This window comes from Streptomyces sp. NPDC031479 (genome assembly GCF_055581065.1).
Window position 1 is genome coordinate 20,727 of record NZ_JBVIKC010000004.1, and the last position, 22,298, is coordinate 43,024.

Sequence of the window (22,298 nt, forward strand, 5' to 3'; positions counted from 1 at the left end):
GCCGGCCGCCGACCGCTCCATGACGGAACGGGTCAGGTGGCGCGGGAGGATCGGTGGGAGAGGGTGGGACGGGGATCCAGGAAGCGGCCGGAGGCGGAGAAGGCGGACGCGCCGAACCCCTCGTGCCGCACGTCAACCGCGGGGAACTCCTTGCAGGCGGTCTGCGGCTGGGCGGTGGAGTCGTGGAACCGGCAGGCGACGCCCGTGAGCCTGATGGTGATGAAGTCCGCGATCTGGGCTCCGAACTCGATGGGCCTCCCGCCGATGGTGATGTCCCCGACATCGAAACCCTTGTCCTGGGGCACTTCGTAGACGGCACGGACACGGTGTTCCGAGTCGCCTCTCACATAGGTCCAGTAGCTCTGGGGATCGGAGCCGTCCGGGGTCTCCCAGCCGTCCGTCGACAGGCCGTCGAAGTACAGGCCCACGGGGTCGGCGAGGCTGATGTCGGCCTTCTGGCGGGCCAGGGCGTTAACTCCTGCGCCGATGTGGGGATCACTGTTGCGCTCTGCGGCACCGTACTTGCTGCAGTTGACGAGTTCCTGCTCAGTGCTCAGCTCCTGGCCGTTGACGACGCGCCGGATGGTGGCTGCCGCGGCCAACTCGATCTCTGCGCCCAGGGTGTTGTTCGGCTGAATCAGGTGCATGGCGCCGTGGCTCGTGGAGTCGTTCCACTTGTTGCGCGGCTGGTACCTGCCGCTGGGGGAGAACAGATCCTCCTTGCGCACGTCCGGACTGATGAAGCTACGGTAGAGGTCGACCACCTTGTCCGGGTTCGTCTGCGCCAGGATCTCCCAGTACTCGGGGCCTTCACAGGTGAACACCACCCGGGTGATCTTTCCCGAGCCATCCCGGGTGACGCTCCACTCGCAGTACTCGTCCTGGACGTCGCGGCTGGCGTCGGCGCGCTGCCATCGCTGGAGGTCACCCACGGAGGTGATCTTGATAATGCGGGGGAAGGCGGTCCATGTGATGGAGGCGCGCTGGACGTCCGAGGCCGTGTCCGTGCTGGTCAGGTTGTAGAACTGCGGTCTCGGACTGTCGTTCAGGACCTGACGGGGATCGGGGCCCTGAATGGCCTCGTCGACCGTGTCGGAGATGAACACGTTCCAGGCCTTGCGGCCGAAGTCGTCCAGATCGTCGAGGTTGCCGGGAGGCCCGTAAGCATCCACTGTGGCCATGGCGCTCGTTCTCCTTGCTCGTGAAGACGGAGGGGTGGAAAGAAAGCAGCGGTCGCTGGTGCCGCTGAAGCCGATGCCGTGCCGGCTGATCAGGGGCGGCCTCAGGTCAGCTCCGCAACGGTGGCGTCCTCGCGCATCGCCAGCAGCGGCGCACCGGGGGGAATGCTGGTGACCGGCAGGGTGAGCTCGAACTCATTCAGTTTCATGAGGCGAAATTGCCGACGCCGCGACTCGGCCAACCGGACGTAGTCGTCGAATCCGGATGCGGTCTGGACCTGTTGGGTGACCTTGCGCAGATAGGCGTCCACGCGCTGTCCGAACACTGATCGCCAGGCGTCTTCAGGCACCTGCCAGTGCGCGGCGAAGCGGGCTTCGGGACTGTCGGCGGGCAGGTTCCGCGTTCGCGCGGCGTCCAAGATAGCCTGGGCGACCTTGTCACACAACTCCACGGCCTTGGTCGCAGTGGTCGGCACGTACCGCATGAGGAGACTGCGGGCAGGGCTGAAGACCGGGTTCGGAAAGTCCACCATCAGCACGCAGGCGGCGAACCTGGCCGAGATGAGCCCCGTGCGGACCATCTGGCGGACCACCTCGTTGTCCTCGTGGGCAGCCTCGGGGACGACGAAGGCGAAAAACGTGTCACCTGGCTGGGAGAAGCCGCTGAACTTCTCCTCCAGCCGGAAACCGAACCGCGTCAGGCCGGCCAGGTACGCGTCGGCCTGTGCCCTGGGCGGAGCGGCCTGCACGAACAGTCGCAGGTCGTCGAACAGGACGTCCTGGTTCAGCCAGAACCCCATGGGCAGCGTCAGCTCTCCGCTGTCCGCCGTGATGGTGCTGCTCTGCCGGTCTGTACTGGTGAGGTTGACCGTTGTGCCGGTGAACAGGTGGCGCAGCAACCGGTCGGGGTGGTCCACAACGCCGTTCGCGGTCACCTCGGCGAGGCGGGCAGCCGTCCACCGGGTGACGAGAAACCTGACCGTCAGTTCCAGCCGCTCGGCTCCGATGACCTGCTGGAACAGCTGGTCATGGCGGAGCGGGTCATCATCGGCGAGCCGGATTGTGGCCCGTTCTGACTGCCAGTTGATCCAGGGGATCCTCAATTCCTTCATCACGGCGCAGCCGTTGATGTGGCTGTCGAAGCAGCCCTTGCCCCGCGAGTCCGGCTCCAGGGAGTGCCAGGAGTTGCCCGCCCACACCCAGCTCGATTCGAAACGGGCATAGAAATTGAAGACCCTCGCTACAGAATCCCACGCCGCGACCTGAAGAAATCCGTTCTCGGGGTCGCCGCCGGCCTGGGTGCTGACCAGAAGGTCCACCTGATTGCCGTCCACGGCGGTGGTGATCGCGAACCGCATGTCGCGCTCGCCGATGGCAACCGGTGAGATGTGCCCGGCCTCGCTGACCAGGTACACCTTGCGTGAGGCGGCTGCCGCGGTGGGGAGTTCGGACAGCAGTTCCTGCACGGTGGTCGGGAACCTGCCCGTGCGGAAGAACGTGACCGCCATCGGGTCACCCAATGCCGCCAGTTCCTCATCACTGACGGGCCGAGCCCGATCGTCACGGCCGCTGATCCTGCGGTACAGCCCTCCCGGCTCCAGCGCAGTGGAACCCGGTCCGCAGCCGCCATCGGAGACGTCAGGCTCCAACGGGAAGTGACCGGAAGGGTCGCGCAAGGCAGCTGAGACGCGGGCGGCGTCGCCCTCCTCGACGGCAGTCGCACTCATCCAGGCGGTCGCCCGCCGCAGCTGCGCGTGGTCGGGCATGGCAGTCCGCTCCTACGATGGGTCATTCTTCAGTGGCACTGAAGCCGATGTGCACATGCATACCCAGGCATGCGACCCCGCTCCGGCGGCAGCCGCAGATCCACTTCAATGGCCGTACCTGCCGCTGATTCGATGAGACGGCGAGAGTCTGGTGCTGCCCTCATCCGCATTCTGCGTGCGCCTGACGCAGCGCCCGTCAGGTCCGGCACCGTGATCGTGCGTTTCCCGATCCGATACCGATGGGGCGGCAACGCGGGCCGCCCCGGTTCGCCGACGCGGTGAAGGCGCGCTCCCGGGCCGAACGGGATTCCGGGAACAGCCGTGCGAAGACCACCCTCGCCCGCCGGCCAGGTCGCCTTTGGCCGGCCGGCGAGGGTGCTGTGGGGCCTTGGTCCCGGTGGTGTCAGAAGGTGATGGTCCGTCCCTCGCGCTCGGCCGGGGGGACCGGTGTCGTCAGCGGTGTGCCAGGCCTGGGGCTGGAAGGCCAGGAAGATCGCGACCCAGCGGTTTTCGGCGGGTAGGTGCACGAACAGGGCGCCGTCCTGCCAGACGCCGTTGTCGGAGCGGAAGCGGCCGCTGTTGCCCTGGTTCATGTGGATGTCGTGTACGCCGTTGCCGGGCCGGAAGCCGAACACCTTGTCGGCGATGTTCGCCTCGGGGCCGAACCTCTGCCCGAAGACGTAGAGGGTGGCGGTGGGGTCGGCGATGGCACGCTGCACGTAGTGGTCGAGCAGGTCGGCCGGGTCGTTGTCGGCGCCCTCGACATCGGGTGGGAGCATGCGCATCGAGGCGGGGTCGAACATGTTCCCGCGAATGAAGTCCCGGCTGGCCTTGCCCGCTTGTGACACCAGGGCCGTCCATCCGCTGCCGGCCGGCGGGGGCAGCTCGGTCACGGGATGGCGGAAATCGTCGTCGGACAGGTATAGGAGCTCGGAGGGCGCCTGCTGTGACTCCACGTTGACGGCGGCTCGGTAGTGAGTGCCGGCGTTGTCGGTGAGGTGGATCTGGTAGTGCGGGGTATCTCTGGATCCTTCGCGGCGCCGGTCGACGGCGCGGGCGGCCAGGACGTGCAGAAGTTCGTCGTGGGAAGCTCTGAGGAGCGCGCGGAGCTCGTCACCGATCTCATCCGCGCCGGGGTGCACCGGATCCTCGGCGGCGAGGTCGTGGAACTTTCGGCTACCGGGCAGATGCGCGGTCGGATGCGCAGACGCGTCGGTGAGGTCGACGACCTGTGGGAATCGACAGCAGACGGCCTCCGTCTCAGCGGGGCCGGGAAGAACCTGCGCCTCGCGCTCGAGAACGCCGTCGGGCGGGCCGGGTGGGCCCACCAGTCGCCTGCCGCACCGCCACCGGCCCTCATTGCGGCCATTCCCACGAGTCAGATGACATATCGGCGTTCAAGCTCCGAGTAATGTCCAAGCTGTATAGCGCGGGTTCGGTTCCCGGCATCCGCTCCATGGCAAAGCCCCCAGGCCAGCGACCTGGGGCTCGTCCATTCTCCTGGGCCGGCGGGGGGTGCCCCCGCCGGTGGTCAGGCGTGCTTGTCCGCAGGGCGGTGGGTGGGCTGGACCGACCAGGTCGGGGGCTCGTCGTTGCCCGAGTCCTCGTCGCGTTCCGCGTCGGCGAAGGTTGCGTGGATCTTGTCCGGGGCGTGGTGGACCGGGGCGTAAACGGCGTAGAGCTGCATGGGCTCGTCGCCGGTGTTGGTGACGTTGTGCCACGTGCCGGCGGGCACGAAGACCGCCCAGCCGTCCTCGACCTCCTGGTCGAAGTCGAGGCGGTCTTTCGCGCTGCCCATCTGAACGCGGCCGCGGCCCGCGTCGAGCCGGAGGAACTGATCGGTCTCCAGGTGTGCCTCCAGGCCGATGTCCTCGCCCACCGGGATCGACATGAGGGTCAGCTGGAGGTACTTCCCGGACCAGGCGACCGAGCGGTAGTTGGCGTTCTCCAGCGTCGCCTGCTCGAGGTCGAAGCTCTGAGGTTCGGGCCCGATATCCTTGATGGTCATGCTTCTCTCCCGGTCGACGGAGGTGGTACGCGTTCGGGCGCAGGTTTGCACCGGGCCAACCCTTCCAGACTCACCGGGGTGTTGTGGCCCGACACCAGTGACACTCGAGCCGGGCGGTCACGGGCGCCAGGACGCGGGGGCGGCCGCGCCCTCGCCGCGCAGCCGGGCGGGGGCCAGGCAGGAGTCGTCGCTCCGGGCGGGAAGGTCCAGCCCGGTCATCACCTCGTGGATCACGGGCGGCAGTTCGGCGTCGGAGTGGAGCGGGAGCCGGTCGACGTTGATGTCCCACTGGGTGAACCGCTCTGTGATCGCGGTCGAACCTGGCTTCTTCACGGCGGTTGCCTGGGCCGTTGTGGTCCAAGAGGGTCGAGTACTGCTCGTAGAGCGAATCCGACGCGAACCGCAAGGGTCACTTCCCGGGGCGTGAATGAGCCATCGGCCATCAGGTGGTGGTAGGGCACACAGGACGGCATCTGATTGTGATGGCCCGCCACATATGCCGCTGACCTGGTGGCTTCTACGTTGTGGCCACACCCGACGTCCCCGCAGACCCTCTGGAAGTGGTGCACATGGTCTCCCCCGCAGCGAGCAGAACGAGCCCGTCCGGCATACGCAGGATCGTCGCCGCGAGCCTCATCGGGACCACCATCGAGTGGTACGACTTCTTCCTCTACGGATCCGCCGCCGCGCTCGTGTTCAACACGCTGTTCTTCCCCTCCAGCGACCCTCTTGTGGGCACCCTGCTGGCCTTCCTCACCTACGCCGTCGGGTTCGCCGCGAGGCCGCTCGGCGGGATCGTCTTCGGGCACTACGGCGACCGGATCGGGCGCAAACGGCTCCTGGTGCTCAGCCTGTTGATGATGGGCGGGGCGACCTTCGCGATCGGGCTGCTGCCGACGCACGCGAGCGTCGGGGCCGGGGCGCCCGTGCTGCTGACCGTGCTGCGGCTGGTGCAGGGGTTCGCGCTGGGCGGGGAGTGGGGCGGGGCGGTGCTGCTGGTCGCCGAGCACGGGGACGACCGGAGGCGGGGTTTCTGGGCCTCCTGGCCGCAGGCCGGCGCACCCGGCGGGAACATGCTCGCCACCGGGGTGCTGGCGTTGCTGGCCGCCGTCCAGTCGGACGAGGCGTTCCTCGCCTGGGGCTGGCGGATCCCCTTCCTGCTGTCCGGGGTGCTGGTGGTGATCGGGCTGTGGATCCGCGTGTCGGTCTCCGAGTCGCCCGCCTTCCTGGAGGCGCGGGCCCGGGCCGAGGCCGAGGAGGCCGCGGGGGCCAGGCAGCGGCCGCCGGTGGTCGAGGTGCTGCGCACCGGCCGGCGCGGAGTGCTCACCGCGATCGGGGTCCGGCTCGGCGAGAACGTCTCGTACTACGTCCTCACCGCCTTCCTCCTGGTCTACGTCACCGCCCACCTGCACCTGCCGAAGGCCGACGCCCTGAACGCCGTACTGATCGGCTCGGCCGTCCACTTCGTCGCCATTCCGGCCTGGGGCGCCCTGTCCGACCGGATCGGCCGGCGGGCGGTGACCCTCGTGGGGTCGGTCGGCATGGCGGGCTGGGCGTTCGCCTTCTTCGCCCTGCTGGACTCGCGCTCGTTCCCCGTGATCGCCGTGGCGGTGACCGCGGGGCTGCTGCTGCACGGGGCGATGTACGGTCCGCAGGCGGCCTTCATCTCGGAGATGTTCGACACCCGGGTCCGCTACTCGGGTGCCTCGATGGGGTCGCAGCTCGCCTCCATCGTGGGCGGGGCGCTCGCCCCGATCATCGCCGTCGAACTCCTCAAGGACTACGGGTCCTCCGTCCCGGTCTCCCTGTACGTGTGCGCGACGGCGCTGGTGACCACCGTGACGGTGCTCTTCGCCCGGGAGACCAGGGGGCGCAGCCTCACCCGGTCGGCGTCCGGACCGGCGTCGGGGTCCGGATCCGCGTCCGGACCCGTCCGGGCCGGCCTCGGCGGCTGACGGCGCCCGAGCCCGCGCACGTAAGCTCACCGGCATGACGGACCCCACCGCCGGACGGACCGCCCTGCGCGACCTGCTCGGGCTGCTGGCCCGGGGCGCGCCGGCGGAGGACTTCGCGCGGCCGGCCGCGGCCGCCCGCTCCGCCGGTGCGTGCGCCGCGGAGCTGGCGGTCGTGGAGGAGGCCACGGCGGTGGCGCTGGAGGTGCACCGGACGCTGCTGCAGCACCGCACGCGCGAGGCGGAGCTGACCGCGCTGTTCGACACGGCGGGCGACCTCGCGGCGCTGCGGGACCTGGACGCGGTGCTGCGGGCGATCACGCACCGGGCCAAGCAGCTGCTGCACACCGACGTCACCTACCTCTCCCTCAACGACGAGGCGGCGGGCGACACCTTCATGCGGGTCACCGACGGTTCGGTGTCGGCCGCCTTCCAGCAACTGCGGCTGGGGATGGGCGAGGGGCTGGGCGGTCTCGTGGCCCAGACGGCCCGCCCGTACGCGACCGGGGACTACCAGAGCGACCCCCGCTTCCGGCACACCGGTCCCATCGACAGCGCCGTCGCCGAGGAGGACCTGCGGGCGATCCTGGGGGTGCCGTTGCGGCTGGGCCCGAGGGTGATCGGGGTGCTGTTCGCCGCCGACCGCAGCCCGCGCGCGTTCTCCGCGCGCGAGGTGGCCCTGCTGTCCTCGCTCGCCGACCACGCCGCGATCGCCATCGACGGCGCCCGGCTGCTGGAGGAGACGCGTCAGGCCCTGACCGAGCTGAACGCCGCGTCGCGCACCATCCGGGAGAACAGCGACGCGCTGCGGCGGGCCGAGGAGGCGCACGACCGGCTGACCGGTCTCGTCCTGCGCGGCGGGGACATCACCGAGGTCGCGGCGGCGATCGGCACCCTCCTCGACGGCGGCACGCTGATCCACGACGCGGACGGTGTGGAGCTGGCCCGCGTACGGTCGGTCCCTCGGCCGCCGACCGCGCGGGCCGTGGTCGCGTCGCGGAGCAGCGGGCGGGCGGTGCCCCTGGAGGGGACCTGGGTGTGCGCCGTGCTGGCCGGCCCCGAGCTCCTGGGCAGCGTCACCCTCACCGGCCGGGCCGGTCTCGACGACGCCGGACGGCGCCTGTTCGAGCGTGCCGCGACGGTCACGGCGCTGCTGCTGCTCCTGCGTCGTTCGGTGGCGGAGACAGAGGACCGGATACGCGGGGAGCTGCTGGGCGACCTGCTCAGTCCGTCGGCGGATCCGGCGGGCCTGGCGGTGCGGGCGCGTCGGCTGGGGGTGGACCTCGGACGTCCGCACGCCCTCTTCGTCCTGCACAGCGCGGTGGCCCCGCGCCCGCGGCTGCTCGCCGCGGCGGCTCACCGGGCCCGTGAGCGCAGGGGTCTGGCGGGGGTGCACCACGACCACGTCGTGCTGCTGGCGCCCTCGGATTCGCAGGGTGCGGATGCCCCGGCGCTGGCCGCCGCGCTGGGGCGGGCGGTGGGCGGCCCGGTCACGGTCGGGGCGGCGCGCGCCGACGGCAGTCCCTCGGCCCTGCCCGCCGCGCACGCCGAGGCCCTGCGCTGCCTGTCCACGCTGCGCGCGCTCGGGAGGGACGGGGACGGCGCCGCGCTCGCGGAGCTCGGGTTCCTCGGCGTACTGCTGGGCGACCGGCCGGACCTGCCGGCCTACGTCCGGGACGTCCTCGGGCCGTTGCTGGAGTACGACGCCCGGCGCGGCAGCGACCTCGTCCACACGCTGCGGGTCTACTTCGCCTGCGGCATGAGCCAGGCCAGGGCCAAGGACGCCCTGCACGTCCACGTGAACACGGTCGTCCAGCGCCTGGACCGCGTCGGCCGTCTGCTGGGCCCCGGCTGGCAGTCGCCGGACCGGAGCCTGGAGCTCCAACTGGCCCTGCGCCTGCACCAGGTGTCCGGCGGGGCGGCCGCGGAGCCGTCCCCGCAGTCTCCCTCCTGACCTCCTCGACAGCGTGTTGACAGGGCTCCCCCCTGAGTCCATGATTCCACTAGTTATCTAGTGGACTGAAGGAAAGGGGGAAGCTGTGCGAGGCACGACCACCTCCGGCGCGGCGGACGCCCGATGGGCCCTCGAAGCGTGCGGGCTCGGCAAGAAGTACGGGCGGCGCTGGGCCCTGAAGGACTGCTCCTTCCGGGTCCCGGCGGGCCGCATCGCCGCGCTCGTCGGGCCCAACGGCGCCGGCAAGAGCACCCTGCTGAACCTGGCGACCCGCCTGGCCGAGCCCTCGGCCGGCGAGCTGCGGATCTTCGGCGCACCGGCCGACGAGCCCGGCACCATGGCCCGGTGGGCCTACCTCGGGCAGGACAAGCCGCTGTTCAAGAGGTTCACCGTGGAACAGACCCTGCGGATGGGCCGGGAACTCAACCCGGGCTGGGACCAGCAGGCGGCCGAGCGGATCGTCCGGTCCGGCCAGGTACCGCTCGGGGCCCGGGTCGAGACCCTGTCGGGCGGCCAGCGCACCCGCGTGGCCTTCGCGCTCGCCTTCGGAAAGCGGCCCGAACTCCTGCTGCTGGACGAGCCCATGGCCGATCTGGACCCGGTCGCCCGGGACGAGATCGGCGCCCTGCTGCTGTCCGAGGCCGCCGAGCACGGAACGACCGTCCTGATGTCCTCGCACCTGCTCAGCGAGATCGAGGACATGTGCGACTACCTCCTCGTCCTCGCCGACGGCCGTGTCCGCATGGCGGGTGAGGCCGACGAACTGGTGCCGATGCACACGCTGGTGACCGGAGTGACCGATGAGGGCACCCTGCCCGCGGCCCTGAACGCCCACACCGTGATCGAAGTACGCACCTCCGGGCGGCACTTCACCGCCCTGGTCCGACGTCAGGGACCGCTGGAGGGCGCGTGGCAACTGTCCGAACCCGGGATGGAGGAGGTACTGCTCGCCTACCTCCGCTCCCCCGCGGCCCCCGCACTGCTCTCCCCCACCGCCGCCCCCGACCACCGAGAGGAGTCCGCCGCATGAGCACGCTCACCCAAGGCGCTTCCGGCAGGCGTGCCGCGTCCGTCCCGACCCGCAGGCTGCGCGGACTCGCCTGGCTCGTGGCCCGCCAGCACCGTACGGCCCTCATCGCGTGCGCCGCGGCCACCGTCCTCGGCGCGGCCTGGATCGTGTACCAGCGCGGAGCGATGCTGGACGCCCTGCACGGCGCCGGCTGGCCCGGGAAGCCCGGGGCGGAGATCGACGGAAACGTCGTCAACGCGATCACCAACGACCTGAATTCCGCGGGCAGTTCGCTGGCCTTCCTGCCCGTGCTGCTGGGCGTGTTCCTCGGCGCGCCGCTGATCTCCGCCGATCAGGAGAACGGCACCGCGCGGCTCGTCACGACGCAGTCACTCTCCCGCACCCGGTGGCTGGTGTGGAAAGTGGGCTTCGCCCTGACCCTCGCCGCCGTGACGACGGGCGTCCTGGGGCTCTTCTACGCCTGGTGGTGGCGCTCCGCCGGCCCGTTCGCGGCCAACGACTGGCTGAACCACCCGGTGTTCGAGGTCACCGGCCCGGCCGGGGTCGCCACTGCCCTGTTCACCACCTCCCTCGGGATCCTGGCGGGGGCGCTGCTGCGCCGCACCGTGGCCTCCATGGCCGCCACCTTCCTGGTCTCGGGCGTCGCGGTCATCGCGGCGGGGGTCTTCCGGACCCGGCTCGACTCCCCCAGGCGGCTCACCTACCCGCTCACCGCCGAACGGCCCGCCCTGCTCGACCACGTGGTCGTGGTGGACGAGTGGTTCGCGACCGCGTCCGGGAAGCTCTACGGCTGGGGCACCTGCGCGCACGACAGCGCGCCGGAGAACTGCCGGAGCGCTCTCGGCATCGTCAACCGGGTGGCGGACCACTACACCAAGGACCAGATGGCGGGCATGCAGTGGGCCGCCGCGGCGGGGTTCGTCGCACTCGCCGCCGCGCTCGTCGGCGCGCTCCTGTGGCGGGCCCGGCGCCGCGCCCTGTAGGCCGCCGCGGGCCGGGGACCGCCGCGGGCCGCCGCGGCGGCGTCGAAGCCCTAGGCTGGAAGAACCCACGAAGGATCAAGGAGGCGGGCACCGTGGTCGTGTTTCGCATCGAACGCCGCAGCGGCATGCCCGCCTACCTCCAGATCGTCCACCAGGTGGAGCAGGCGCTCCGCATGGGCGCCCTGACCGAGGGGGACAAGCTGCCCACGGCGGCACAGGTCGCCGCCACCACCAAGGTGAACCCGAACACCACCCTCAAGGCCTACCGCGAACTGGAACGGCTGGAGCTGGTCGAGGTGCGGCAGGGGTCGGGCACCTTCATCACCCGCTCGCTGGCCACCCCGCAGACCGCACCGGAGTCCCCGTTGCGGGGCCGGCTCGGGGAGTGGATGCGGGAGGCGCGGGAGCAGGGGATGACGGCGGACGACGTCACGACGCTGTTCGACACCGTGCTCGGGGAGGCCTACCCGGGGATCACGCCCCGGCCGGCGCACATCCCCACGAGCTGACCGGGCAGAGGCCTCCGGCGGTGCCGGATCAGTAGGTGTAGCTCAGGCCCGACTTGTACGGGGTCAGGGTCCGCGAGCCGACCACGCCGCGGAACTGGTACCAGCCCCACTTCTTGCACACCGTCTGGTAGCTCAGGGTGTTGTAGGACCCCGAACCCACCCGCACGCGCGGGTAGATGACGTTGTCGCCCCAGTCACCGCCGGCCGGACCGCTGGAATAGGCGTCCACCGCCCAGTAGACGCCGATCACGGACCCTCCCCCCGGGCAGTTCCAGTCGCCGAAGTTGACCCAGACGTTCCCGCCCGACCAGGCACTGGCCGGAGCGGCCGTCAGCCCGACCACCCCCAGCGCCATGGCCGAACCCACCAGCACTGCACGGGATTTACGCAGCAGTGATCCACGCATGAGACCTCCCCGGTGACGGATGCGCGCGCTCTCGCCTCGCGTGCGCAGCAGACTCCCACACGATCCGGCCGATCGTCCGACTTTCGATGGAACACCGCAGAAGTCGAACCATCAGCCGACAAATGGGTGTTCGGTACCAGCTGGTTTCCGCTGGTCAGACCGCCAGCGCGGTGGTGACCACCAGGGGCGGCCGCTCGCGCTCCGCCGTCCAGTGGCGGGCGCGCAGGAGGTCCGGGTCGGCGAGGGACTGCGCCTCCTCCACCGTGGGGTGCTGCTGGACGACCTCGCGGAAGCCCGCGCCCTCCAGCAGTTCCGGATAGATCCCGGGGGGCCAGGCGTGATTGCGCACCTCCTGCCAGGTCCCGTCCGTGCGCCGCAGCCGTACGGTCAGCTCGTCGCCCGGTCCGTACACCTCGCCCGGCTCGCCGATCCTCAGGGAGGCGTACTCCCGGCCGGTGCAGGCGGGATCGGTGGCCAGCAGGACGCAGGGGGCGCCGGGGCGCAGCAGGCGGCGGATCTCGGTGAAGACGCCGAGGACGGCCTCTTCGTCGGGCAGCGACGCGATCACGTGGTTGCACATCACCGCGTCCGCGCAGCCGTCCGCCAGGCCGGTCGCCCGCCCGTCCTCGACCAGGTGGAACTCCACCACGGCGGTGTCCGCGGCCCGGGCCAGCGCCAGCATCTCGGGCGAGGTGTCCACTCCCACCACCCGGGCTCCCAGCACCCGGGCCGCGCGGTCGGCGACCGTGCCCGGGCCGCATCCGTAGTCCACGAGGACGTCACCGCCGCGGATCCTGCGGGCGAGGGCCCGGAAGACGAACGGATAGCCGAGCAGCCAGTCCGTGGCCGCCTCCACCGCCGCGAAGGCCTCCGCACCCGCCCGTCCGGACCACGCGGGGTCCCCGGTCCCGCCCGCCTGTCCCCTCTTGCTCGACCTGTCGTTCACAGCCCCACTATCGGCCCATCGGGGCCGCGCCGCCGGGCTACGACACGGTGTCCCCTACCGGCGGCGCCGTCCGGGCGAGCAGCAGGTCGCTGAAGTGCTCCATGGCGATGCCCCCGCCGTGCGCGTCCAGCACCCCGGCGGTGTCGGCCAGGACCCGCTCACGGTGGTCCGGGGCCAGGACCCGGTAGCGGGAGAGGGAGGCCAGGTAGCCCAGGTAGCGGTCCGTGTCGTAGTAACGGTCCTCGCGGAAACGGACCTCGCACAGGTCCGTGAACCCTCCGTGGGCCCGGCACTCGGCCGCCGGCCAGCCCGGCGTCCCGGCCCAGTCGCCCGGTGCCCGACCGTAGGAAGAGGCGAGTTCGCCGTGCGGCGCCCCCGTCATCCCGTGGCGGGCGTCGACCTCGGCCAGCGCCGTGTGCAGCCGCGGGTCGCGCACCCCCTGCGGGTTCCAGAACAGGGCCAGCGCGCCACCCGGGTCGAGCGCCTCGCGGGCCAGGTCCAGGCGTCGCGCCGGATCGAGCCAGTGCCAGGAGGTGGCGGCGTACAGGAGCCCGAAGCGGCGCCCGTCGCGCCGCCATTCCTCGAACCCGCCGGCCTCGACCCGTACCCGGGGGAAGCGGGCGGTGTTGCGGCGCAGCACCTCGGCCATGCGCGGATCGGGTTCCACGCAGACCAGCGCGGTGCCCGCCTCGGCGAACGGCACCGTGGCCTTGCCCGTGCCCGCGCCGACCTCCAGCGCCGGGCGCTCCCCCGGCTCCGCGTACTCCAGCACCCGGGCCACCAGCGCGTCCGCGTACCCCGGGCGGGAGGCGTCGTAGAGTTCGGCGACCTCCCCGAACACCTGGGCACGCGCCCTGTCGACCCGTCCCTCCCTGTCCGGCCCCGCCCCGGTCTCCTTCGCCATCCCCATCCCCGTTTCCGTCCCCATCCCGGTGCCCGCTCAACTCTGCCGATCGGCAAGGCGTCACCCTGGTCCCAGGGTGCCGGGTCGGATGGTGCGCGCGACCATGGGGGTATGGACACGGCCCTGAGCGGGATCAGCGTCCCGGGGCGGCTGGCGGCCGAGGACGAGGACATCGGGGCCGAGGAGCTGGCGCTCGCCGCCCGCAACCACGGGCTGCCCCTGGAGGCCCTGCGCTACGAGGTCACGCCGGCCGGCCTGCACTACGTACTGGTGCACTACGACATCCCGGCCGCGGACCCCGGCGCCTGGCGGCTGACGGTCGGCGGCCGGGTCCGCCGGCCGCTGGCGCTGGACCTGGCGGCCCTGCGCGCGCTGCCGGCGGTGACGCACCGGGTGACGATGGAGTGCGCGGGCAACGGCCGGGCACGGCTGCTGCCCCGGCCCGTCAGCCAGCCCTGGCTGGTCGAGGGGGTGGGCACGGCCGACTGGACCGGGGTGCCGCTGCGGACGGTGCTCGCCGAGGCCGGGGTGGGGCCGGAGGCCGTCGAGGCGGTGTTCACGGGGGCCGACCACGGCGTGGAGCGCGGGGTCGAACAGGACTACGCGCGCAGCCTGCCGGTGACCGTCGCGGCCGGCACGGACCCTGAGGTGCTGCTCGCCTACGCGATGAACGGCGAGCCGCTGCCGCCGCAGCACGGGTTTCCGCTGCGGCTGGTGGTGCCGGGCTGGTACGGGATGGCGCACGTGAAGTGGCTGCGGGAGATCACGCTGTCCGACGTGCCCTTCGAGGGCTTCCAGCAGGCGGTGGCCTACCGCTACCGGCGCGACCCCGAGGACCCCGGGGAGCCGGTGACGGTGATCGCGCCGCGCGCCCTGATGGTTCCGCCGGGGTTCCCCGACTTCATGTCCCGCCTGCGCGTCGTGCGCGCGGGCCCCGTACCCCTGGAGGGGCGCGCCTGGTCGGGGCACGGGCCGGTCACCCGCGTCGAGCTGAGCTGTGACGGGGGCCGGACGTGGGCGGACGCCGCGGTGGAGCCGGGTGTGCGGGACGGCCGGGCCCGCGGGGCGTGGCAGGCCTGGCACGGCGTGTGGAGGGCCGTGCCGGGCCGGTACGTCCTGATGGCGCGGGCGACGGACGCCGCGGGCCGCACCCAGCCGCTCGGACAGGTGTGGAACCGCGGGGGCTTCGGCAACAACGCCGTCCAGCGGGTGCCCGTCCTGTGCCGCGGGTGAGCGCCGCGGCGGGCGCCGGCCTCACTCCTCGGGGCCGTCGAGGGTCCAGGCGGAGTGGTGCGCGGTGAACCCGACCCGGGGGTAGTAGTCGACGGCCGCCGGGGCGGCGAGCAGGATGATCGTGGCCTGCGGGGCGGCTTCGCCGGTGACCCGGATCAACTCGCGCCCGACGCCCTTGGACTGGTGGGCGGCGTCGACGGCGAGATCGCTGAGGTAGGTCGCGTACGCGCCGTCGGTGACCGACCGGGCAATGCCGATGAGACGTCCCTCGTCGGTGCGGGCCGTGACGACCAGGTTGGCGCCGGCCAGCATCCGCGCGAAGCGTTCCACGTCGTCGACCGGGCGGCGCTCGGCGAGCGTCGACGCCCGGTAGAGGCCGATGACCTCATCGACGTCGAGGGCGGATCCGACGACGCGTTCACAGGACCACATGCGGCTGACTCTCCTCGGTGCACGGCGCCCGCGCGGGCGCGGGCTTTCGATCATGATCGTACGAGCTGCCGGCCGCGCCCGGCATCGCCCCCCCGGCCGCCCCTGACGCCCCTGCCTCAGAGCAGACGGGCCATGCCCACCGACGCCGGCGCCGGATCCACGAAGCCGAACTTCGCGTAGAGGTGCCGGGCGTCGCCGTCGGCCATGAGGGACACGTACGTCCCCTTGGGCGCGCGCCGCTCCAGTTCGGCGGTGAGCTCGGCCATGATCAGCTTGCCGAGGCCCTGCCCCTGGTGCTCCGGGAGGACACAGATGTCGACGACCTGGAGGAAGCAGCCGCCGTCGCCGACGATCCGCCCCATGCCGACGGTGTCGCCGTGGTGGGCGACGGTGACGCAGTACCAGGAGTTCGGCAGCCCGATCGCCGAACCCTCGACGCTCTTGGCGCCGAGCCCGGTCGCACCGCGCAGCATCCGGTAGGTCGCGACGTCCGGAACGCCCGGCAGGATCTCGTAGGCGGCGTTCTCGTTCCCCGTGGTCATGTCTTCGCCTCGCATGTGTCCGTGAAGGTGCGGATGGGAGTTGTCGGTCGTGGCGAGCGTCTCACGGAGCACTGACAACAGGCTGGGCCGTCTCCGCCGGCGCCGGACGCGCCTTCGTGGCGGGCCCGCGCAGCCGGAGGGCGAGTGTCGCGCCGAGGGCGGCGGCCACCGCGATCAGCGCCCCGGCGAGCAGCGTGGGCCCGTCCGGGGAGGCCGGCGGTACGCCCCTCTGCGCCTGCCGGACGAGCAGCGCCAGCACCGCCGCGCAGGTGGCGCCGGCCACCAGCGTCAGCCGCAGCCGTACGCGTTCGTCGCGCAGCCGTGCGTACCGGGCGGCGAGCGCCGTCAGGAGCAGGACGAACAGCGGCAGCAGCTGGAGGGCGTGCATCCCGAAGAAGTGCGGGACGCGCAGGTCGCCACCGGTGGTCGACCATCCCGTGAGCGGCATTCCCGGCCCGCCGTCGGGTACGCCCACCGCGTGCGCACCGGTCACGGGGGGCGCCCCGTCCCGGGCGGCGGCCAGCTGTCCGGGAGTGGCCGGGGTCATCAGGAAGCCCACCGCGGCCCCGGCCAGGGCGAGGAGCGCGGCGATCCGGATCGCCCAGGCGACGGCGCGGTCGGCGAGGGGTGCCCGGAACAGCAGAACCGCGATCACCAGGGTCGCCGTCCACAGCACCACGACGGTCCCGGCCATCGTGTCGTACAGGCGGGCATCGAAGGGCGTGGCGCGGTTGAAGTGGCTCTGGCGGCCGCGCACCACCTGCCAGGTGATCAGCACCATCTCCACGGCGCTGGCCGCCGCCACCACCGTGCCCGCCCAGCGGGCCGGCCGCCGCAGCCGGGGCCGGGCCTGCTCCAGCAGGGAGATCATCCAGGCCAGGCTCAGGGCGTAGGCGACGAAGGAGAGCGCGAACTTGAGGGGCTTGGCCCAGATGGGGGCGCCCAACAGGACCCGGCCGTCGACGAGCAGCCCCACGGTCGAGCCGACCGCCCAGACGGCCATCAGGCCCGCGAAGAGCACCAGCGGGCGGTGCCAGGTCCTTAAGGAGGAGAACGTCATGGAAACCCCAGAAGAGAATGGATAGCGGCACTTACCGCTATCCGGTAGCGCCACTATCTATGATTCGGGGGACGGCGGCAAGGGTTCACGACGGAGGGACGGCGCGAGGATGCGCATCGGCGAGCTGAGCGCACGGACCGGGGTACCGGTACCGACGATCAAGTACTACGTACGGGAGGGGCTGCTCCCGGCCGGTGAGCTCAGCAGTCCCAACCAGGCGAGCTACGGGGACGCCCACGAGCGCAGGCTGCGGCTGGTCCGCGGCCTCCTGGAGGTCGGCGGGCTCTCTCTGGCCGCCATCCGCGAGGTACTGGCGGCCGTCGACGACACGGAGCGGCCCGTCCACAAACTCCTCGGGGCGGTGACGGACCGGCTGGTGCCGGAGCACGGAGGGGAGGCGGACGCCGAGACCGTCCTCGCACGCGAGCGGGTGGCCCGGCTCATCGAGGCGCGCGGCTGGCGGGCGTCCCCGGACTGCCCGGCCGGCGAGGCCCTCGCCGCGGCCCTGGCGGCCCTGGCGCGGGCCGGGCACGCCGGCTTCGCCGGAGTGCTCGACACCTACGCCGAGGCGGCGGCGCAAGTGGCGGGCGCGGATCTCGCGTCCCTGTCCGGCAAGACCTCCCGTGAGGACCTCGTCGAATCGGTGGCCGTGGCCACGGTCCTGGGGGACAGGATGTTCGCGGCGCTGCGCAGGCTGGCGCAGACGGACGCCTCCGCCCGCGCCCAGGAGGCGTCCGGGGTCAGCGGGTCCGGGTGACCACCGGATCGTCCAGGAGCCCGGGGCCGTTGTTGCGGACGCTGTTGACCGCGGTGCCGACCGCGCGGACCTCCAGGCGGCCTTCGGCGGGGGTGGCGAGGAGGGTGCGCAGGGCGTGCGGGTCCCGGTGCCCGGGGTCCAGCCAGGCGTCGTAGTCGGCGGGGGCGAGGGCCAGCGGCATCCGGGGGTGGACCCGGCCGGCGGCGTCGGTGGCCTCGGTGGTGATCACGGTGCAGGTCGCCCACCAGGCGGCCGGGTCGTCCCCGTCCGTGACGGCGGGGTCGCGCCAGAACTCGTACAGGCCGGCCATCGCCATCACGGTGCCGTCCTGCGGGCTGATGAAGTAGGGCTGCTTGTAGGCCTTGGCGGTGGCGGTCGCCGGGACGGCCTGCCACTCGTAGAAGCCGTCGGCGGGCAGCAGGCAGCGGCGTGTGGCGTAGGCGCGGCGGTAGGCCGGCTTCTCGGCGACCGTCTCGACACGGGCGTTGATCATCCGCGCCGCGCCGCCCGGGTCCTTGGACCAGGACGGCACCAGCCCCCAGCGCAGCGGCCGCAGCCGGCGTTCCAGGAGCCCGGTCTCGCGGTCGGCGCGCTCCAGTACCGCCCACACGGGATCGGTCGGGGCGACGTTCCAGCTGGGCGGGACCACCGCGTCGGGGCCCGGCGCGGCGGCCCCGAACAGGCCGGTCAGGTCCTCGGGGCTGCGGGTGGAGACGTATCGGCCGCACATGCCTCCAGCCTGCCACGCGGACCGCCGCCGGACAGGGCGGCGCGGAGCCTCACTCCCTTCGGAATCTCGACTCCGGCCGCTCCCGGGCGACCGGGCCCGCGTCCCCCGGTGGGTGGGGCTATGCGGCGGCGACGGCGGGCAGGACGTCCAGGCGGGCCGCCCGACGGGCCGGGCGCAGTCCTGCGAGGACGCCGGCCGCCGGTCCCGCCAGAGCGACCACCGCGAGCTGCGCCGGAGGCGCGGTGAAGGCGAGGGCGTCGTCCCCCGCGCCCGCCGAGGCCGTCACCAGGACCCAGCCGAGGAGGACGCCGAGGAGCAGGCCGCCCGCCGTGCCGAAGGCGGCCACCAGCACCGACTCCCAGCGGACCATCGCCCGTAGCTGGGCCCGGGTCTGGCCGACGGCGCGCAGGAGTCCCAGTTCGCGGGTGCGTTCGTGCACCGCGAGGGTGAGGGTGTTGGCGATGCCGAGCAGGGCGATGAGCACGGCGAGGGCGAGGAGGGCGTAGACGAGGGTGAGCATCATGTCGATGCCGCCCGCCGAGGAGGCGGCGTACTCCGCCCGGGTCTGGACCTCCGGGCCGCCGTACCGGGCGGCCGTACGCTCCACCGCGGCCGCGCCGTCCGCCGCGGACACCCCGTCCCGGAAGGTGACGGCGACCAGGGTGTCGGAGTCCTGGGCGCGGTGCGGGGCCCAGGCCGCACGGGTGATCAGGTAGTCGCCGGCGAGGTCGGGGCGGTCGTAGACGGCACGGACCGTGAACGGGAGCTTCTGCCCGTCGGTGAAGGCGAGTTCGAGGCCGCTGCCCGGCCGCCAGCCGTGCCGGCCGGCTTCCTTCGCGCTGACCGCGATGCCGTCCGTGCCGAGGGAGTCGAGGCGTCCCTCCACCGTGCCGAGGTCGAGGCCGACGGCGAGGGCGGCCGGGTCGGTGACCGTCAGGGCGCGGCCGGAGCCGTCGACCTCCGCGACTCCCCTGCCCAGGCCCACGGCGCTCCGCACCTCGGGCAGGGCCGCCACGGCGGGCGCCAGCGCGGGGCTGAGGCCGCTGCCGCCCGCCCCGAACGCGGGGGTGCTGATGGCGACGTCACCCGCGAAGGAGCGGGACACCGTCCGGTCCATGGTGGCCTTGAGGGAGGCCCCGAAGACGGTGAAGAGGCTGACGACGGCGACTCCGATCATCAGCGCGGTCGCGGTGGCCGCCGTCCGTCGGGGGTCGCGCGCGGCGTTGCGTCCCGCGAGGGCTCCCGGGACCCCGCGCAGCCGGCGCAGGGGATCCGCGAGGATCCGTACGGCGTACGAGGACGTCACCGGTCCGAGGACGACGAACGAGGCGGTCGCCAGGACCGCCCCCGTCCCCGACAGCCACGGCGACGGCGCGGCCGGGACCCCGGCCAGGATCGCCGCGAGGGCGGCGGCGCCGAGGACGGCGCCCGCGAGCGTGCGGGCCCGCGAGGCCCCGGAGCGGTCCACCGTGCTCTCGCGCAGGGCCGCGAGGGGTGCCGTGCGGCCCGCCCGTACGGCGGGTGCCAGCGCGGAGCCGAGGCAGACGGCGACGCCGACGCCGAGCGGGAGCAGCAGTGAGGTGGTGCTGACGACCAGGTCCCCTTCGGGGAAGGGGAATCCGAGGGCCGGGAAGAGCGCCCGGAGGCCGGCCGCGACGCCGAGGCCGCCGAGCAGGCCGCCCACCGAGGCGAGGACCCCGACCACCGCGGCCTCGGCCAGGGTGCCGGCGAGGATCTGGCGGCGGGCGGCGCCGAGGGCGCGGAGCAGGGCGTTCTCGCGGGTGCGCTGGGCGACGACGATCGCGAAGGTGTTGTGGATGCCGAAGGTGGCGACGAGCAGGGCGATCCCGGAGAAGACCAGCAGCAGGGTGGTGAACAGGCCGAGGAACCGGCCCGAGATCATCTCGGTGTTCTCCTCGACCGCCTCCTGCCCGGTGATGGCCTCGACGCCCTGCGGCAGCACCGGGCCGAGGGCCTCCACCAGTCGGCGCTGGGTGGTGCCGGGGGCGGCCCGGACCAGGAGGGAGGCCGCCCGGCCGGGGCCGGCGGTGAGGTACTTCTCGGCGTCCGCGCGGGTCATCGCGGTGTACGTGACCTGCCCCATGCCGTCGGCGCCGCCGAAGGTGGCCAGGCCGACGACGGTGACGCGGACCGGGTCGGGGGTGCGCAGCACGGTCGTGTCGCCGACGGCGAGGCCGCCCTGTACGGCGGCTCCCCGGTTGACGACGACCTCGCCGGTGCGCTGCGGTGCGCGGCCCTCGGCCAGGCGGTACGGGTTGAGGCGGGGGTCCGCGATCCAGTTCCCGGCGAGGGTGGGCGGGCCCTGACCGCCGACCGGGCGGCCGTCCTTGCCGACGAGCTGCCCGGCGCCCTGGATGTCGGGCTCGACGGCGGCCACGCCGGGGACGGCGCGGAGCCGGTCCGCGAGGTCGGCGGCGACCGTCTGGCGGCTGCCCTGGGCCTGGCCGGGGACGGTGACGACGCGCGAGCCGCGCACGACCGCGTCGGTGCCGCTCGCCGCGCCCGCGAACATGCCGTCGAAGCTCGCGCGGAGGGTGTCGCCCATGACGAGGGTTCCGGCGAGGAAGGCGACGCCGAGGAGGACCGCCGTGAAGGTTCCGGCGAAGCGGCGTCTGCGGGCGCGCAGCGAGGCGGTGGCCAGTCGCAGGGTGGTGCGGGCCGCGCTCATGACGTCCGCCTTCCGGGGCGGGCGACCGCGCCCGTGCCGCTGCGGGTGCCAGTGGCGCCGAAGGTCTCCGACGTGTCGGAGGCGCCGAGGGTGTCGGAGGTGTCGGAGGTGTCGAAGGCTTTGAGGCGGTCCAGGACGCGGTCGGCGGTCGGGGCCGACATCCGGTCGACGAGGCGGCCGTCGGCGAGGAACAGGACCTCGTCGGCGTGGGCGGCGGCGACCGGGTCGTGCGTGACCATGACGACCGTACGGCCCATCTCGCGCACCGCCCTGCCGAGGAGGCCGAGCACCTCCTGGCCCGCGCGGGAGTCGAGGTTCCCGGTCGGTTCGTCGGCGAACACCACCTCGGGGTCGCCGGCGAGGGCGCGGGCCACGGCGACGCGCTGCTGCTGGCCCCCGGAGAGCTCGGCGGGCCGGTGGTGCAGGCGGTCGCGGAGCCCGACGACGTCGATCAGGACGTCCAGCCGGGCGGCGTCGGGCCGGGTGCCGGCGAGGTCCAGGGGGAGGGTGATGTTCTCGGCGGCGGTGAGGGTGGGAACCAGGTTGAAGGCCTGGAAGACGAAGCCGATGCGCTCACGGCGCAGCAGCGTGAGCCCGCGGTCGTCGAGGGCGCCGAGTTCGGTGCCTCCGATGTGGACGGAGCCGGAGGTCAGAGTGTCGAGTCCGGCGGCGCAGTGCATGAGGGTGGACTTGCCGGAACCGGACGGTCCCATGATGGCGGTGAAGCGGCCGGCCGGAAACGTGGTGCTGACCCCGTCGAGGGCCCGCACCTCGGTGTCGCCGCGGCCGTAGACCTTGACCGCGTCGACGACGCGTGCGGCGGCGCGTTCGCCGCCGCCCGGTGCGGTGGCGGTGGTGGCGGGGCTCATGCCGCGCCGTCCCGGAGGGAGCGGCCGAACTGCTCGTCGAGGACGGACAGCCGGCGCCAGTACTCGTCCTCGTCGATCTCTCCGGAGGCGAAGCGCCGTCCCAGGACCGCGATCGGGGAGTGCTCGCCGTACGCGGCGGCCCGGTTCTGCCACGGTCCGCGTCGGCCACCGCGCCACACGGTACGGCGCAGCACGGTGACGACGGTGATCACGACCGCCGCCCACACCAGGGGGAAGAGCAGCAGCCAGGGGGCGGGCCCGTCGTGGGCGAGGGTGGTCAGGGTGGTGTCCATGTCGGTTCGGCTCCTCGGAAGCGGGGGTCTCGTCTTGCTTCCGAGCCTCGCTCCGGG

22 protein-coding genes are annotated in these 22,298 nt (G+C 72.8%); 7 read left to right on the forward strand and 15 right to left on the reverse strand.

What is annotated here, in order from left to right:
• Window positions 1-32: 32 nt before the first annotated feature.
• The 5 genes from ACZ5D2_RS06535 to ACZ5D2_RS06555 all read right to left on the reverse strand — a co-directional run bounded on the left by ACZ5D2_RS06535 (window position 33) and on the right by ACZ5D2_RS06555 (window position 5,285).
• Window positions 33-1,181, reverse strand: a complete 1,149-nt coding sequence (locus tag ACZ5D2_RS06535; protein ID WP_371680338.1) for a hypothetical protein — start codon at window positions 1,179-1,181, stop codon at window positions 33-35.
• Window positions 1,182-1,282: 101 nt separating this feature from the next.
• Window positions 1,283-2,944 carry a hypothetical protein gene (locus ACZ5D2_RS06540; RefSeq protein WP_468927624.1) on the reverse strand — a complete coding sequence of 554 codons (1,662 nt, stop codon included), beginning with the start codon at window positions 2,942-2,944 and terminating at the stop codon, window positions 1,283-1,285.
• Window positions 2,945-2,973: 29 nt separating this feature from the next.
• Complete coding sequence (locus tag ACZ5D2_RS06545) at window positions 2,974-4,017, reverse strand: DUF2278 family protein (RefSeq protein WP_468927959.1); 1,044 nt, start codon at window positions 4,015-4,017, stop codon at window positions 2,974-2,976.
• 458 nt (window positions 4,018-4,475) lie between these two features.
• Window positions 4,476-4,952: a cupin domain-containing protein gene (locus ACZ5D2_RS06550; RefSeq protein ID WP_371680335.1), complete on the reverse strand. Its 477-nt coding sequence runs from the start codon at window positions 4,950-4,952 to the stop codon at window positions 4,476-4,478.
• A 117-nt stretch (window positions 4,953-5,069) separates the two neighbouring features.
• Window positions 5,070-5,285, reverse strand: a complete 216-nt coding sequence (locus tag ACZ5D2_RS06555; RefSeq protein ID WP_371680334.1) for a hypothetical protein — start codon at window positions 5,283-5,285, stop codon at window positions 5,070-5,072.
• 236 nt (window positions 5,286-5,521) lie between these two features.
• Between ACZ5D2_RS06555 and ACZ5D2_RS06560 the strand changes: the two genes are divergently transcribed.
• The 5 genes from ACZ5D2_RS06560 (at window position 5,522) to ACZ5D2_RS06580 (ending at window position 11,380) form a co-directional block, all read left to right on the forward strand.
• Window positions 5,522-6,907, forward strand: coding sequence for an MFS transporter (locus tag ACZ5D2_RS06560; protein WP_371680333.1), 1,386 nt, complete (start codon window positions 5,522-5,524; stop codon window positions 6,905-6,907).
• A gap of 34 nt (window positions 6,908-6,941) precedes the next feature.
• Window positions 6,942-8,858, forward strand: coding sequence for a helix-turn-helix domain-containing protein (locus tag ACZ5D2_RS06565; RefSeq protein ID WP_468927629.1), 1,917 nt, complete (start codon window positions 6,942-6,944; stop codon window positions 8,856-8,858).
• Between the two features lie 85 nt (window positions 8,859-8,943).
• Window positions 8,944-9,888 (forward strand): ABC transporter ATP-binding protein, encoded by a 945-nt coding sequence (locus tag ACZ5D2_RS06570; protein WP_371680331.1) that lies wholly within the window; start codon window positions 8,944-8,946, stop codon window positions 9,886-9,888.
• On the forward strand, window positions 9,885-10,871 hold the full coding sequence (locus ACZ5D2_RS06575) for an ABC transporter permease (RefSeq protein WP_468927634.1): 987 nt from the start codon (window positions 9,885-9,887) through the stop codon (window positions 10,869-10,871). Before ACZ5D2_RS06570 ends, ACZ5D2_RS06575 begins: the two co-directional genes overlap by 4 nt.
• A 125-nt stretch (window positions 10,872-10,996) precedes the next feature.
• Complete coding sequence (locus ACZ5D2_RS06580; protein ID WP_371681377.1) at window positions 10,997-11,380, forward strand: GntR family transcriptional regulator; 384 nt, start codon at window positions 10,997-10,999, stop codon at window positions 11,378-11,380.
• A 28-nt stretch (window positions 11,381-11,408) separates the two neighbouring features.
• On the opposite strand, the gene ACZ5D2_RS06585 is transcribed toward ACZ5D2_RS06580, so the two are convergent.
• From ACZ5D2_RS06585 to ACZ5D2_RS06595, 3 genes are all read right to left on the reverse strand, one after another.
• A complete protein-coding gene (locus tag ACZ5D2_RS06585) occupies window positions 11,409-11,786 on the reverse strand; it encodes a hypothetical protein (RefSeq protein ID WP_371680328.1) in 378 nt (125 codons plus the stop codon).
• Window positions 11,787-11,940: 154 nt separating this feature from the next.
• Complete coding sequence (locus ACZ5D2_RS06590; RefSeq protein WP_371680327.1) at window positions 11,941-12,732, reverse strand: class I SAM-dependent methyltransferase; 792 nt, start codon at window positions 12,730-12,732, stop codon at window positions 11,941-11,943.
• 37 nt (window positions 12,733-12,769) lie between these two features.
• Complete coding sequence (locus ACZ5D2_RS06595) at window positions 12,770-13,642, reverse strand: class I SAM-dependent methyltransferase (protein WP_468927638.1); 873 nt, start codon at window positions 13,640-13,642, stop codon at window positions 12,770-12,772.
• Between the two features lie 105 nt (window positions 13,643-13,747).
• Here ACZ5D2_RS06595 and ACZ5D2_RS06600 point away from each other — a divergent pair, with 105 nt between their 5' ends.
• The gene (locus ACZ5D2_RS06600; protein ID WP_371680325.1) at window positions 13,748-14,869 is read left to right on the forward strand and encodes a sulfite oxidase; all 1,122 of its coding nucleotides are present in this window, start codon (window positions 13,748-13,750) and stop codon (window positions 14,867-14,869) included.
• A 21-nt stretch (window positions 14,870-14,890) separates the two neighbouring features.
• Here the strand turns inward: ACZ5D2_RS06600 and ACZ5D2_RS06605 are convergent, their stop codons facing one another.
• From ACZ5D2_RS06605 to ACZ5D2_RS06615, 3 genes are all read right to left on the reverse strand, one after another.
• A complete protein-coding gene (locus ACZ5D2_RS06605) occupies window positions 14,891-15,301 on the reverse strand; it encodes a GNAT family N-acetyltransferase (protein WP_371680324.1) in 411 nt (136 codons plus the stop codon).
• Between the two features lie 116 nt (window positions 15,302-15,417).
• Window positions 15,418-15,843, reverse strand: a complete 426-nt coding sequence (locus ACZ5D2_RS06610; RefSeq protein ID WP_371680323.1) for a GNAT family N-acetyltransferase — start codon at window positions 15,841-15,843, stop codon at window positions 15,418-15,420.
• A gap of 61 nt (window positions 15,844-15,904) precedes the next feature.
• Complete coding sequence (locus ACZ5D2_RS06615; protein WP_371680322.1) at window positions 15,905-16,903, reverse strand: hypothetical protein; 999 nt, start codon at window positions 16,901-16,903, stop codon at window positions 15,905-15,907.
• A gap of 109 nt (window positions 16,904-17,012) precedes the next feature.
• Here ACZ5D2_RS06615 and ACZ5D2_RS06620 point away from each other — a divergent pair, with 109 nt between their 5' ends.
• Window positions 17,013-17,660, forward strand: a complete 648-nt coding sequence (locus ACZ5D2_RS06620) for a MerR family transcriptional regulator (RefSeq protein WP_371680321.1) — start codon at window positions 17,013-17,015, stop codon at window positions 17,658-17,660.
• Here the strand turns inward: ACZ5D2_RS06620 and ACZ5D2_RS06625 are convergent.
• The 4 genes from ACZ5D2_RS06625 to ACZ5D2_RS06640 form a co-directional block, all read right to left on the reverse strand.
• Window positions 17,644-18,390: an SOS response-associated peptidase gene (locus ACZ5D2_RS06625; RefSeq protein ID WP_371680320.1), complete on the reverse strand. Its 747-nt coding sequence runs from the start codon at window positions 18,388-18,390 to the stop codon at window positions 17,644-17,646. The two genes, ACZ5D2_RS06620 and ACZ5D2_RS06625, sit on opposite strands and share 17 nt — an antisense overlap.
• A gap of 118 nt (window positions 18,391-18,508) precedes the next feature.
• Window positions 18,509-21,079 carry an FtsX-like permease family protein gene (locus tag ACZ5D2_RS06630; RefSeq protein WP_468927645.1) on the reverse strand — a complete coding sequence of 857 codons (2,571 nt, stop codon included), beginning with the start codon at window positions 21,077-21,079 and terminating at the stop codon, window positions 18,509-18,511.
• A complete protein-coding gene (locus ACZ5D2_RS06635) occupies window positions 21,076-21,948 on the reverse strand; it encodes an ABC transporter ATP-binding protein (protein WP_468927648.1) in 873 nt (290 codons plus the stop codon). Before ACZ5D2_RS06635 ends, ACZ5D2_RS06630 begins: the two co-directional genes overlap by 4 nt.
• On the reverse strand, window positions 21,945-22,229 hold the full coding sequence (locus ACZ5D2_RS06640; RefSeq protein WP_371681376.1) for an SHOCT domain-containing protein: 285 nt from the start codon (window positions 22,227-22,229) through the stop codon (window positions 21,945-21,947). Before ACZ5D2_RS06640 ends, ACZ5D2_RS06635 begins: the two co-directional genes overlap by 4 nt.
• Window positions 22,230-22,298 lie beyond the last annotated feature (69 nt).